Origin of the sequence: Streptomyces apricus, assembly GCF_008369065.1 — a bacterium.
Lineage (GTDB): Bacteria > Actinomycetota > Actinomycetes > Streptomycetales > Streptomycetaceae > Streptomyces > Streptomyces apricus.
This window is the reverse complement of sequence record NZ_VDFC01000047.1, coordinates 347,264-359,800: the sequence shown is the minus strand read 5'-3', so window position 1 is coordinate 359,800 and position 12,537 is coordinate 347,264. Positions and strand designations below refer to the sequence as shown.

Sequence of the window (12,537 nt, the reverse complement as noted above, 5' to 3'; positions counted from 1 at the left end):
AGCCCCGAAGCCGCCAGCACCCCCGCCCGCGCCGCCGGACCCGCCGGGGGCAGCGCGGCGAACGTGTCCAGCGCCTTGCGCGCGGCCTTGTAGTCACCGAGCCCCCGGTACGCGTCGATCAGCACCGGATAGACCGTCCACCGCCGGGGCGAGGCGGCCGCCGCGGCCTCGCCCCACCGCCGCGCGGCCCGGAAGTCGTGCCGCGCGCCGGCGAGCGCGGCCATCCCGCGCAGCGCCTCGGTGTTCTTCCCGGGCCGCTTTTCGAGCGAGGTGCGCAGCGCCGCCTCGGCCTTCGGGAAGTACCGCGGCTCGGCGGTCCGCCCGCCCCGCTCCACGTACGCCGCGCCGAGCTCGGCCCACGACCGCGCATCACCCGGATGGGCCCGCAGGTGCGCCTCGCGGTCACGGATGAGCGCGACGAGGTCGGGCAGCGAAGCGGGCGCCCCGGCCCCGACGGCGGTGGCGGCCCGCGCCACGGGCCCGGCGGCGGCCCGCGGCCGGCGGTCCCCGTCGGGCATCACCACGAGCACGCTCCCCACCAGGAAGCAGCCCACGACGGCCCCGACGACGGCGCGCCGCACAAGAACATCACGCCCGCCCGAAGACCCTGTACCGCCCGCACCACCACTCTCCATGCGGCTCACTCTGCGCCAGTACGAAGAGCACATCCGTCCACCACCCCGGCCCGGAAAGCCCCGTGCGGGCGGGGTTCACACCGATGGCCCCGAGTGCGACGCTGTGATCATGAGCCGTATCGAAGCCCGACCCGATGAAGACGCCGTGGCGGCGGGCAGCCTCCCCGGACGTCTCACCGAAAACCTCCCCGAGCACCCCACCGAAAACCTCACCGAGCGTCTCCTCGCGGGCCTGCCGGCCGAGGCGGTCCTCACCGACCCGGACGTCACCAGCTCGTACGCCCACGACATGGCCAGCTTCTGCGAGGCCGGCTCCCCCGCCGCCGTCGTGCTGCCGCGCACCGTCGAGCAGGTCCAGCACGTCATGCGGGTCGCGACCGAACTGCGTGTCCCGGTCGTCCCGCAGGGCGCCCGCACGGGCCTGTCGGGGGCCGCCAACGCCTCCGACGGCTGCATCGTGCTGTCCCTGGTCAAGATGGACCGCATCCTGGAGATCAGCGCCGTCGACCGGATCGCCGTGGTGGAACCGGGCGTCGTCAACGCCGCGCTCTCGCGCGCCGTCAACGAACACGGCCTCTACTACCCGCCGGACCCCTCCAGCTGGGAGATGTGCACGATCGGCGGCAACATCGGCACGGCCTCGGGCGGCCTGTGCTGCGTGAAGTACGGGGTGACGGCCGAGTACGTCCTCGGCCTGGACGTCGTCCTCGCCGACGGGCGCCTGCTGTCCACCGGCCGCCGCACCGCCAAGGGCGTCGCCGGGTACGACCTGACGCGGCTGTTCGTCGGCTCGGAGGGCTCGCTCGGCATCGTCGTCGGCGCGACCCTGGCCCTGAAGCCGCAGCCTCCGCAGCAGCTGGTGCTCGCGGCCGAGTTCCCGTCGGGGGCGGCGGCCTGCGACGCGGTCTGCCGGATCATGGAGGGCGGCCACGTGCCGTCCCTCCTCGAACTGATGGACCGCACGACGGTCAAGGCCGTCAACGACATGGCGCACATGGGCCTGCCGGAGAGCACCGAGGCCCTGCTCCTCGCGGCCTTCGACACCCCCGACCCGGCCGCCGACCTCGCCGCGGTCGGCGCGCTGTGCGAGGCGGCCGGCGCCACCCAGGTCGTACCGGCGGAGGACGCGGCCGAGTCGGAACTGCTCCTGCAGGCCCGCCGGCTGTCCCTCACCGGCCTGGAGGCGGTCAAGGGCACGACGATGATCGACGACGTGTGCGTACCGCGCTCCCGGCTCGCGGAGATGCTCGAAGGGGTCGACCGGATCGCCGGCAAGTACCGGCTGACGATCGGGGTCGTCGCGCACGCGGGCGACGGCAACACCCACCCGACGGTCTGCTTCGACGCGGGCGACCCGGACGAGTCCCGGCGGGCCCGGGAGTCCTTCGACGAGATCATGGCCCTCGGCCTGGAGCTCGGCGGCACGATCACCGGCGAGCACGGCGTGGGCGTCCTGAAGAAGGAGTGGCTGGCACGCGAGATCGGCCCGGTCGGCATCGAGGTGCAGCGGGCGCTGAAGGCGACCTTCGACCCGCTGGGCATCCTCAACCCCGGCAAGCTCTTCTGAGCCACGCCGTCCCGCTCACTCCCCGTCCGCGGACTCGTCCGAGGGCCACGGGTCGCACAGCCACAGGTCGTCGGCCGGCAGCGGCGCGAGCAGCTCGGCGAGGCCGTCGTCGACACCGAGCCGGTCGGCCTCGGTGCCGGGCGGGACCGCGACCAGGGTGCGCTCCAGCCAGGCCGACACCTGCGCCGCGGGCGCCTCCAGGAGGGCGTCCCCGGAGGGTGAGCTGAGCGCCATCAGGACGACACCGCGCCCGTCGGTCTTCGTCGGCCACACCCGTACGTCCCCGTACCCGCAGGGCCGGAAGACCCCCTCGACGAGCAGCTCGCGTGCGAACGTCCAGTGCACGGGATGGTCGGTGCCGGTGTGGAAGGTGACGTGCACGGCGTACGGGTCGACGGCGCGGTAGCTCAGCAGCGCGGCGACCGGAACGCTGCGTTCGGGGGACAGGACCAGCCGGAGCTCCAGCTCGCGCTCCACCACGGTGTCGTCGTTCATGTCGTCCGGTTCCTCTCGTCTCCGGGGCCCGGTGGGCGGGCCCGCACGGGGGAGAGGGCGCGGGACCCGGAGCATTACGCCGGTTCGCGGAACTTTCCCCGGAGAACTCCACGGATCCGGGAGAACCCCACCGGCCGCATTCCCCTATACCCCGTGGAGGCGGGAAAACGTGTGGGAACCCCGCTCGAAGGGGGTAGGTACACCCGGAGCGGCAGTGGCGCGTGCGCCGGTCTGATAGATGTGGACGCTCAACACGACCCCCGAGCAGATACGGGACGACGGACATGAGCGCCCCAACCCCGGCCCCCGGCGACGACAGGCCCCGCGAGGGGTACTACCCGGACCCGTCCATTCCCCTTACGGCGCCACCCCGCCGCCCCCTTACGGGGGTGATCCCTACGGCGGCGGTCCGTACGCCWCCGATCCGCTCGCCGGGATGCCGCCGCTCGCCGACAGCGGCAGGCGCGTGCTCGCGCGGATCATCGACATGGTCCTCGTCGTCATCGTCGTGTGGCTGCTGACGTGGGGCTTCGGGGTCAGCGAGTACGACACGGACAGCATCCAGTACGGCAAGTCCTTCGGTCAGTCCCTGATCGCACTGCTGCTCTACGTCGGCTACGACGTCTTCATGACCAGCAGGTCGGGCCAGACCCTCGGCAAGAAGTGGCTGCACCTGCGGGTGGCGAACCTCGACGACGGCGCCACGCCCTCCGTGCGGACCAATCTGGTGCGCGCCCTGGTGCTGTGGGTGCCGTTCGCCTTCTGCTGCGCCTGCATCTGGACCGCCGTCGCGGGCGGCTGGAGCTTCTTCGACAAGCCGTACAAGCAGGGGCTGCACGACAAGGCGGCCAAGACGGTCGTGGTCAGCACCCGTTGAGCCGCCCGGCGGCGGGCGTCCGGACCGCGGCACGCGACCGGCGGGCCCGTGGGGGTACGGGCCCGCCGGTCGCGGTCACGGATGTCGGGTCGGATCAGGCGCGACGCGCTGGTTCGGACGCGCCGCTGGCGGCGACGGTCTCACGCCGCTGCGGAACGGGCTGTTCCGTCGCGGCGGACGAAGGGCGGGCGGCGGACTTCGGGGTGGGCACCGTTATGGCCACGAGGAGCCCGAGCACGAGGGCGGAGAGCGCGATGACCACGACTCCGAGGCCCGAACTCGTCTGCGACAGCAGCAGCATGGCGAGCGTGGAGAAGAGCACGGTGCAGGAACCGTAGGCGAGCTGTGCGGCGGTCGGACGAGGCATGGCAATCCGTCCTCGGGGTGGGGAGCTCCCCCCGGGTGCCTCTCGCGGTGGGGGAGGTGGCGGATGGAGGATCGAAAAAGGGGCTTCGACAACGGTGTCGCTCAGCACATCACCGGATGTCCGGCGAGATGCCAACCGACCCTATTGGCGTGTGTGCCCGAGGGGAACGAGCAGTAAGCGTGACCTAACCCACGGTACCGGTGCACGGGGGGCGCACGGAATCATGACGTCCGTCAACTGGACGTGTTGACGCGCCTGTTGAGCGGTGCTCGGGAGGGCGGTGAACGGACCGGTGACGGTGGGTGACGTATGATCGTCGGCTCATAACCCACTTGACTTGTGCAAGTCAAGGTCTGTCTTTTCTCCTTCAACTCCGATCGAATGTCGTCACTTGTGACGCGCATAGAGCGCGCGCGGACTCCACGACCTGGACACCCTCCATCCGCGCGCCCGGGCGCGAGGGAGGACTGCCTCAAGTGACCAGCAGACCATGGACGTTCAGAGCGGCCGCGGTGGGCGTGGCGATGGCGGCGACCGCCGCCACGTTCTCGGCCTTCGCGGTGGCGCAGGCCGCCGACGCCGGCGACCGGCCGGCCGCGGCCGAGAACCGCCAGGACCCGGCCCCCGCCGGCGACGGCGGCGGACACCAGCGCGCGCACGACCTCAAGGGCCCCCTGACCGACCGTCAGGAAGCCCAGCGCGAAGAGGCCCTCAAGAAGGTCATCTCCGGCGACGCGAAGGTCGCCGACCGCGGCGGTTCGCAGGTCGTCAAGCTCCAGAACGGCAAGTACGTCGAGCTCGGCCGCGAGAAGACCGACGAGATCTTCACCATCCTGGTGGAGTTCGGCGACAAGGTCGACAGCCGCTACGGCGGCACCCCCGGCCCGCTGCACAACCAGATAGCCCAGCCGGACCGTGCCGAGGACAACAGCACGGACTGGAAGGCCGACTACAACAAGAAGCACTACGAGGACCTGTACTTCGGCACCGACAACGGCGTCGAGTCGATGAAGAAGTACTACGAGAAGCAGTCCTCGGGCCGCTACTCCATCGACGGCACGGTCTCCGACTGGGTGAAGGTGCCCTACAACGAGGCCCGCTACGGCTCCAACAAGTGCGACCCCGACACCTGCGCGTGGAACGCCGTCGCCGACGGCGTCACCGCCTGGGTCGAGGCCCAGAAGGCGGCCGGCAAGTCCGACGCCGACATCAAGTCCCAGCTGTCCGGCTACGACAAGTGGGACCGCAACGACTTCGACGGCGACGGCGACTTCAACGAGCCCGACGGCTACATCGACCACTTCCAGATCGTGCACGCCGGCGAGGACGAGTCCGCGGGCGGCGGCGCCCAGGGCGAGGACGCCATCTGGGCCCACCGCTGGTACGCCTTCGGCACCGACGCCGGCGCCACCGGTCCCACGGGAAACAAGATGGGCGGCGCGCAGATCGGCGACTCCGGCATCTGGGTCGGCGACTACACGATCCAGCCGGAGAACGGCGGACTCGGCGTCTTCGCCCACGAGTACGGCCACGACCTGGGCCTGCCGGACCACTACGACACGACCAACACGGCGGAGAACTCCACCGCGTTCTGGACGCTGATGTCCTCCGGCTCCTGGCTCGGCACCGGCAAGAACGCCATCGGCGACCTGCCCGGCGACATGACCGCCTGGGACAAGCTGCAGCTCGGCTGGCTGAAGTACGACACGGCCAAGGCCGCGAAGAGCTCCACCCACACGCTGGGCGTGGCCGAGTACAACACCAAGAAGGCCCAGGCCCTCGTGGTCGAGCTGCCGAAGAAGGCGGTCACCACCGAGGTCGTCGCCCCGGCCGAGGGCGCCACCCAGTGGTGGAGCGGCAGCGGCAACAACCTCAAGAACACGCTGACCCGCCCGGTGGACCTCACCGGGAAGTCCGCGGCCACGCTGACCCTCGACGGGTACTACGACATCGAGACGGACTTCGACTACCTCTACACCGAGGTCTCCACCGACGGCGGCGCCAACTGGACCGCCGTGGACGGAACGGTCGACGGCGCGCCGATCCCGCGCGACGCCAGCGGCAGCCCGGCGCTGACCGGCACGGTGGACGCGTACAAGAAGCTGGCGTACCCGCTCGACGCCTACGCGGGCAAGAAGATCGACCTGCGCTTCCGCTACTCCAGCGACGGCGGCGTGGCGCAGAAGGGCTTCGCGGCGGACCGGATCACCGTCACCGCCGACGGCGCCACGCTCTTCTCGGACAACGCCGAGACCGCGGACGCGGCGTGGAAGGCGACCGGCTTCTCCCGTATCGGCGCGTCCTTCACCAAGGACTACGCGCAGTACTACCTCGCCGAGAACCGGCAGTACGTGTCGTACGACAAGACCCTGAAGGTCGGCCCGTACAACTTCGGCTTCGCGTCCACGCGCCCGTCCTGGGTGGAGCACTTCCCCTACCAGAACGGCCTGCTCATCTGGAAGTGGGACACCTCCCAGCGCGACAACAACGTCAGCCAGCACCCGGGCACCGGTCTGCTGCTGCCGGTGGACGCCCACCCGAAGGCCCTGAAGTGGGCCGACGGCACGGTGATGCGCAACCGCATCCAGTCCTACGACTCGCCGTTCGGCCGGTACCCCACGGACGGCCTCACGCTGCACAAGGCGGACGTCGCGACCAAGATCAAGTCGCAGCCGGGGAACCGGGTCTTCAACGACCGGACGAACACGTACTACGACACGACCAACCCGACCGGGGGCGTCAAGGTCACTGACACCAACACCAAGATCGCTGTCGTCAACGAGGCCCGCGACGGCTCGAAGATCACGGTGAAGGTCTCCGCCGCGAAGTAAAGGGAGACGTTTTCCCAGGTCAGACCATGATCGGCCGCGACCCCCTGGCGGGTTGCGGCCGATCGTGTTTAGGTGCGTCCTGTGACTCTCTTATTGACACCGGATCGCACGGGGGTTTGACCGCATGGCCGCAGGAGGTTTCAGCAGGTTGCCGAACGGCACCGTCGTGGTGGCACTGAACCTGCCCCGACCGCTCGCCGAGGGCAGCGGTTCGGTACGGGTCCTGGTGCACGCGCAGAACCGCGCCCGCGCGCTGACGCGGCTGCGGAACCTGGGGCTGCGGGCGGTGTACCTGCGCGGCAACGGGGCGCCTCCGACGCCGGACGAGATCACCGCGGTGCTGCACCATCCCGACGGGCTCATATGGCGCACGGCGCCGGGGGTGGACGCGCTCGCGTCCGAACTCTGGCACCCGATCCGCGCGCTGATGCGGCCGGCCGCGCCTTTGTAAGCCCCGTAAGGGGCGCGGGGAACTGCGCGGCCAGCCCCCACCGGGTCGCAGCCGGTACGTACGCCCTGCCGCCCCCGGTCGTCGTGTGGCTGCGGGCGCGTCGTGGCTGGTCGCGCAGTTCCCCGCGCCCCTGAAAGGCAGCCCCTGCGGGGCGCCTTTCACACCACCGGCTTGCCGGTGAGTTCTACGCCCGCTTCCCGCAGGTCCTCCAGGGCCCGGGCCGTGGTGTCCGGGGCGACGCCCGCCGTCAGGTCCAGCAGGACCTGGGTGCGGAACCCCTCCCGGGCCGCGTCCAGCGCGGTGGCGCGCACGCAGTGGTCGGTGGCGATGCCCACGACGTCGACCTCGGTGATCTCACGCTCGCGCAGCCACTGCGCCAGCGTGAGGCCGTTCTCGTCGGCGCCCTCGAAGCCGCTGTACGCCGCCGAGTACGCGCCCTTGTCGAAGACGGCGTCGATCGCGCCGGAGGCGACCGCCGGGGCGAAGTTCGGGTGGAAGCCCACGCCCTCGGTGCCGGCCACGCAGTGCGCCGGCCAGGAGTGGACGTAGTCGGGGTTGTCGGCGAAGTGGCCGCCCGGTGCGATGTGGTGGTCGCGGGTCGCCACCACGTGGCGGTAGCCGGCCGGGGCCTGCCCGATCAGCTCCGTGATCGCGGCGGCGACGTCCGCCCCGCCGGCCACGGCGAGGCTGCCTCCCTCGCAGAAGTCGTTCTGGACGTCTACGACGATCAGGGCGCGGCGCATGGTCGGTGTCCTTCGGGTCGGCGGACGGGCATGGGTCAAGGGGCCCCGCGCCCCGTGACGGGCGCGGGGCCCCTTGACGCGTGCGGTCGTTGCCGTGCCCCTTCCCGGCCCGCCACCCGTTCACTCCCGTACGGGTACACGGGGGCGGGGACCCGCCCGGTTCAGACGTACTCGGATCAGAGGCAATCGGTTCAGACGTACTCGGTCGGAATGACGGCTTCCCCGCGCGACAGCTGCGTCGCGGACAGGGGCAGCCCCGCACGGGCCCGCGCGTGCCGTTCGCGTACGACGTCCAGCGGCTCGCGGGCGAGGACCTGGCCGCCCTTGACCAGCTGGACCTGGAGCAGGCTGTCGCCGAGCCCGGCCGGGACGGCCTCCGTGCCGATGACCTCGGCCTCGGCGGTGCCGGACGCGTCGAGCCGCCGCGCGGCCCACTTGCGGCCGCCGATCGACGTCTTGCCGCCCGAGGACTTCTTGGCCACCGGCACCAGCGGAGCCTTCGGGTCCGCCGACTCGGCGCGCGCGACGAGCTTGTAGACCATCGAGGCGGTCGGGTGGCCGGAGCCGGTCACCAGCTGGGTGCCCACGCCGTACGCGTCCACCGGCGCGGCGGCCAGCGAGGCGATCGCGTACTCGTCCAGGTCCGAGGTGACGATGATCCGGGTCTTCGTGGCGCCCAGCTCGTCCAGCTGCTGGCGCACCCGGTGCGCGACGAGCAGCAGGTCGCCGGAGTCGATGCGGACGGCGCCCAGCTCCGGCCCGGCCACCTCGACGGCCAGCCGGACGGCCTCGGCGACGTCGTAGGTGTCCACCAGCAGCGTGGTGCCCCGGCCCAGCGAGTCCACCTGGGCCCGGAAGGCGTCCCGCTCGGTGTCGTGCACGAGGGTGAAGGCGTGGGCGGAGGTGCCGACCGTCGGGATGCCGTAGCGGAAGCCCGCGGCCAGGTCCGAGGTGGTCGTGAAGCCGCCGACGTAGGCGGCCCGGGCCGCGGCCACCGCGGCCAGCTCGTGGGTGCGCCGCGCGCCCATCTCGATCAGCGGGCGCCCGCCGGCGGCCGAGGCCATCCGGGAGGCGGCGGCCGCGATGGCCGAGTCGTGGTTGAGGATGGAGAGGATGACGGTCTCCAGGAGCACGCACTCCGCGAAAGAGCCCTCGACGCGCAGGATCGGCGAGCCGGGGAAGTACACCTCGCCCTCCGGGTAGCCCCAGACGTCACCGCCGAAGCGGTAGGAGGCCAGCCACTCCAGGGTCGGCTCGTCCACGACGCCGCGTTCGCGCAGGAAGCCGAGGACGCCCGCGTCGAAGCGGAAGTTCTCGATCGCGTCCAGCACCCGGCCGGTGCCGGCGACGACGCCGTAGCGGCGGCCCTCCGGCAGGCGGCGGGTGAAGGCCTCGAAGACCGAGCGCCGGTCGGCGCTGCCGCCCCGCAGCGCGGCCTGCAGCATGGTCAGCTCGTAGTGGTCCGTGAAGAGCGCGGTCGACGGGACGTCCACCGGCAGCCCTAGGTCCGCAGTGTTCATGGCAGAGATGCTACCCCCTATCTCGTCACTCTGACGATTTCTACGGTCCGGATCGTGCGGAGCCCGTATTTTGCGGGGCTCGTTTGGCCGGGCACCCGCCTGTGGTGGCAGCATGGGCCGTGTGACGGCTCCCGCACCCCTAGAGACCGAGAAGACCGAGTCGGCGGAGGAGGTCTTCGCCGTACCCGAGCCCGACGTCCCCTGGGTGACCATCGTCCACAACGACCCGGTCAACCTGATGAGCTATGTGGCCTACGTCTTCCAGACGTACTTCGGGTACTCGAAGGACAAGGCCACCAAGCTGATGATGGACGTCCACCACAAGGGCCGGGCCGTGGTCTCCAGCGGCACCCGTGAGGAGATGGAGCGCGATGTGCAGGCCATGCACGGCTACGGTCTCTGGGCGACCCTCCAGCACGACCGGAACTGACCCGGCCGGCTCCGCAGGTCCCGGACCGGCAGATTCCGGGCCGGCAGATTCCGGGCCGGCAGGTCCCGGTCAGCAGGTCCCGGCCCGGCCGGCCGTGGTGCGGCCGGCACCCTCCCGACATCCGCGCAGTACTGGAAGTAGCGACGCAACCTGATGCCAGGACACTTCGAACCGCTCCCCGGCGGCGGCGCGGCCGTCGCGCTCGACGAGGTCGAGATCTCCATCATCCGCTCCCTCGCCGTCCAGCTCCTGGAGCTGATCGGGCCGGGCCCGGGCGGGGAGGCGTCCGACGACCCGCTCGCCGAGCTGTTCGCAGAGGGGCCCAGCGAGCCGCCCACCGACCCCGTGCTCAAGCGCCTCTTCCCGGACGCGTACAGCGGCCCCGGCGTCGAGGCCACCTCGCCCGAGCAGGCCGAGCAGCAGCGCGCGTACTCCTCGGAGTTCCGCCGCTTCACCGAGAACGACCTGCGCGCCGGCAAGCGGGAGAACGCCCTCGTGGTGATCCGCTCCCTGGACTCCCTCGCGGCCGACGGGAAGGGTGGCGCGGTCCTGAAGCTGGCCCCCGAGGAGTCGAAGCAGTGGCTCGGCTCCCTCAACGACCTGCGCCTCGCCATCGGCTCGCGGCTGGACGTCGTCGACGAGGAGGACACCGACCTGCTCTACCGGCTGCCGGACGACGACCCGCGCAAACCGATGGTGATGGCCTACCTGTGGCTCGGCGGACTGCAGGAGACGCTGGTCGAGACCTTGATGCCCTGACCCGGACGTTCGCTCAGCGGACGCTCAAATCCGGATAACGATCACATCACCGCCCGGGCCTGCAATGTGGGCCCGGGTGTCCTATGTCCGCTTCTGCCTGTGGCATGCGCTACAACCAGGACGGACGATCAATGTTGCGGCCGTGATAAATCTTCACGACCGCCCGGGGGGACACCACCCACGTCCTGCCGGGTGCGCCACCGAGCCGGCGACCGCCGGCCAGGCAGGAGGGGGCTCGGGGAGCCCGCTCGACTCCAGTGGTCCGGGGGGATCGGAAACGGACGGGGCCGACGACGGCCCGGTCCGGCATGGAGAAAGGCGCACGAGACATGACCTCGGTGCAGGTCGGCAAGCACGACGACGAACGCGGCGGCAACGGCGCCGCCGGCGGCACCCCGCACGGGGACGCCTCCGGGGACACCCCCGGCGAGGGCTACGAACGCGGACTCGGCAGCCGCCAGGTCCAGATGATCGCGATCGGTGGCGCCATCGGCGTCGGCCTCTTCCTGGGCGCCGGGGCGAACATCGCCAAGGCGGGCCCCAGCCTCATCCTCATGTACGCCCTCGCGGGCGTGATCATCTTCTTCATCATGCGCGCCCTCGGCGAGCTGCTGCTCTACCGCCCGGTCTCGGGCTCCTTCGCGGAGTACTCCCGCGAGTTCCTCGGCCCGTTCTTCGGCTATCTGACCGGCTGGACGTACTGGCTGCTGTGGGTGGTCACCGGCATGGCGGAGCTGACCGCCGCCGCCATCTACATCAACTACTGGTTCCCGGCGATCCCGCAGTGGACGACGGCCCTGGTCTTCCTGGTCGTGCTGTTCGTCGCCAACCTGATCTCGGTGAAGCTCTTCGGGGAGATCGAGTTCTGGTTCTCGATGGTCAAGGTCACCGCCATCATCGGCATGATCGTGATCGGCCTCGGCGTCCTGACCTTCGGCTTCAGCGCCGCCGGCGACACCGCCGCCGTCTCCAACCTCTGGGCCTTCGACGGCTTCTTCCCCAAGGGCATCGGCTCGTCGCTGATGACCCTGCAGGGCGTGATGTTCGCCTACCTGGCCGTCGAGCTCGTCGGCGTCACCGCGGGCGAGTCCGAGAACCCGGAGAAGACCCTCCCCAAGGCGATCAACACCCTGCCCTGGCGCATCGCGCTCTTCTACGTCGGCGCGCTCACGGTCATCCTCTGCGTCGTGAAGTGGACGGAGTTCGCGCCGGGCGTGAGCCCCTTCGTCGCCGCCTTCGCCAAGATCGGCATCCCGGCCGGCGCCGGCATCGTCAACTTCGTCGTCCTCACGGCCGCCCTGTCCTCCTGCAACTCCGGCATGTACTCCACCGGCCGCATGCTGCGCACCCTGGCGGACAACGGCGAGGCCCCGAAGGTCTTCGGCAAGCTGTCCTCCACCAGGACGCCCGCCTTCGGCATCGCCGTCTCCGTGCTCTTCATGGGCGTCGGCGTGGTCCTGAACTACGTCGTCCCGGAGAAGGCCTTCGGCTACGTCGTCTCGGTGGCCACCGCGGCCGGCATCTGGACCTGGCTCATGATCCTCGTCAGCCACATCCTGTACCGCCGGGCCGTCGACGCCGGCCGGCTGCCCGCCTCGTCCTTCCCGGCGCCCGGGGGCGCGAAGTTCAGCTGGGTCGCCGTCGTCTTCCTGCTCTTCGTGACCTGCCTCATCGCCTACGACTCCGAGTCCCGCGTCTGCCTGTACGTGATGGCGGGCTGGGCGGCCGTCCTGAGCATCGGCTGGGCCGTGCTGAAGGCGCGCAACCCGGAGGTCACCGAGCGCCGCGAGCCGGAGTTCGAGAAGACCGGCTGACGGGACCCGCCGGGCGCGGAAGCCCGGTCGCCCACCATGCGGACAGCC

12 protein-coding genes are annotated in these 12,537 nt (G+C 71.0%); 7 read left to right on the top strand and 5 right to left on the bottom strand.

The genetic code is table 11. The features are described from left to right. On the bottom strand, positions 1 to 581 hold a 581-nt coding region (locus FGF04_RS28045; protein WP_408055678.1), incomplete at its 3' end, for a tetratricopeptide repeat protein. 157 nt (positions 582 to 738) lie between these two features. Between FGF04_RS28045 and FGF04_RS28040 the strand changes: the two genes are divergently transcribed. Beyond that, on the top strand, positions 739 to 2,202 hold the full coding sequence (locus FGF04_RS28040) for an FAD-binding oxidoreductase (RefSeq protein ID WP_408055677.1): 1,464 nt from the start codon (positions 739 to 741) through the stop codon (positions 2,200 to 2,202). A gap of 15 nt (positions 2,203 to 2,217) precedes the next feature. Here FGF04_RS28040 and FGF04_RS28035 read toward each other — a convergent pair whose 3' ends face one another. Next, a complete protein-coding gene (locus tag FGF04_RS28035) occupies positions 2,218 to 2,697 on the bottom strand; it encodes an SsgA family sporulation/cell division regulator (protein ID WP_149514119.1) in 480 nt (159 codons plus the stop codon). A gap of 238 nt (positions 2,698 to 2,935) precedes the next feature. Between FGF04_RS28035 and FGF04_RS28030 the strand changes: the two genes are divergently transcribed. Further along, a complete protein-coding gene (locus FGF04_RS28030) occupies positions 2,936 to 3,574 on the top strand; it encodes an RDD family protein (RefSeq protein ID WP_149514118.1) in 639 nt (212 codons plus the stop codon). Positions 3,575 to 3,668: 94 nt separating this feature from the next. On the opposite strand, the gene FGF04_RS28025 is transcribed toward FGF04_RS28030, so the two are convergent. Further along, positions 3,669 to 3,941 carry a hypothetical protein gene (locus tag FGF04_RS28025; protein WP_149514117.1) on the bottom strand — a complete coding sequence of 91 codons (273 nt, stop codon included), beginning with the start codon at positions 3,939 to 3,941 and terminating at the stop codon, positions 3,669 to 3,671. Between the two features lie 476 nt (positions 3,942 to 4,417). Here FGF04_RS28025 and FGF04_RS28020 point away from each other — a divergent pair, with 476 nt between their 5' ends. Continuing rightward, on the top strand, positions 4,418 to 6,772 hold the full coding sequence (locus FGF04_RS28020; RefSeq protein ID WP_149514116.1) for an immune inhibitor A domain-containing protein: 2,355 nt from the start codon (positions 4,418 to 4,420) through the stop codon (positions 6,770 to 6,772). A gap of 124 nt (positions 6,773 to 6,896) precedes the next feature. After that, a complete protein-coding gene (locus tag FGF04_RS28015; protein WP_149514115.1) occupies positions 6,897 to 7,223 on the top strand; it encodes a hypothetical protein in 327 nt (108 codons plus the stop codon). 158 nt (positions 7,224 to 7,381) lie between these two features. Here FGF04_RS28015 and FGF04_RS28010 read toward each other — a convergent pair whose 3' ends face one another. Together FGF04_RS28010 and FGF04_RS28005 are read right to left on the bottom strand one after the other, a co-directional pair. Then, positions 7,382 to 7,966: an isochorismatase family protein gene (locus FGF04_RS28010; protein ID WP_149514114.1), complete on the bottom strand. Its 585-nt coding sequence runs from the start codon at positions 7,964 to 7,966 to the stop codon at positions 7,382 to 7,384. A gap of 191 nt (positions 7,967 to 8,157) precedes the next feature. Continuing rightward, a complete protein-coding gene (locus tag FGF04_RS28005) occupies positions 8,158 to 9,486 on the bottom strand; it encodes a nicotinate phosphoribosyltransferase (RefSeq protein ID WP_149514113.1) in 1,329 nt (442 codons plus the stop codon). A 112-nt stretch (positions 9,487 to 9,598) separates the two neighbouring features. Here FGF04_RS28005 and clpS point away from each other — a divergent pair, with 112 nt between their 5' ends. The 3 genes from clpS (at position 9,599) to FGF04_RS27990 (ending at position 12,489) form a co-directional block, all read left to right on the top strand. Then, a complete protein-coding gene (clpS, locus tag FGF04_RS28000; protein WP_149514112.1) occupies positions 9,599 to 9,916 on the top strand; it encodes an ATP-dependent Clp protease adapter ClpS in 318 nt (105 codons plus the stop codon). Between the two features lie 153 nt (positions 9,917 to 10,069). After that, positions 10,070 to 10,675, top strand: coding sequence for a DUF2017 domain-containing protein (locus tag FGF04_RS27995; protein WP_149514111.1), 606 nt, complete (start codon positions 10,070 to 10,072; stop codon positions 10,673 to 10,675). Between the two features lie 329 nt (positions 10,676 to 11,004). Beyond that, complete coding sequence (locus FGF04_RS27990; RefSeq protein ID WP_149514110.1) at positions 11,005 to 12,489, top strand: amino acid permease; 1,485 nt, start codon at positions 11,005 to 11,007, stop codon at positions 12,487 to 12,489. Positions 12,490 to 12,537 lie beyond the last annotated feature (48 nt).

Excerpts from the sequence above, each read along its gene's own strand:
- FGF04_RS28005 (WP_149514113.1), bottom strand. The coding sequence starts at position 9,486 with ATGAACACTGCGGACCTAGGGCTGCCGGTGGACGTCCCGTCGACCGCG.
- FGF04_RS27990 (WP_149514110.1), top strand. The coding sequence starts at position 11,005 with ATGACCTCGGTGCAGGTCGGCAAGCACGACGACGAACGCGGCGGCAAC.
- FGF04_RS28025 (WP_149514117.1), bottom strand. The coding sequence starts at position 3,941 with ATGCCTCGTCCGACCGCCGCACAGCTCGCCTACGGTTCCTGCACCGTG.
- FGF04_RS28015 (WP_149514115.1), top strand. The coding sequence starts at position 6,897 with ATGGCCGCAGGAGGTTTCAGCAGGTTGCCGAACGGCACCGTCGTGGTG.
- FGF04_RS28035 (WP_149514119.1), bottom strand. The coding sequence starts at position 2,697 with ATGAACGACGACACCGTGGTGGAGCGCGAGCTGGAGCTCCGGCTGGTC.
- clpS (WP_149514112.1), top strand. The coding sequence starts at position 9,599 with ATGGGCCGTGTGACGGCTCCCGCACCCCTAGAGACCGAGAAGACCGAG.
- FGF04_RS28010 (WP_149514114.1), bottom strand. The coding sequence starts at position 7,966 with ATGCGCCGCGCCCTGATCGTCGTAGACGTCCAGAACGACTTCTGCGAG.
- FGF04_RS27995 (WP_149514111.1), top strand. The coding sequence starts at position 10,070 with ATGCCAGGACACTTCGAACCGCTCCCCGGCGGCGGCGCGGCCGTCGCG.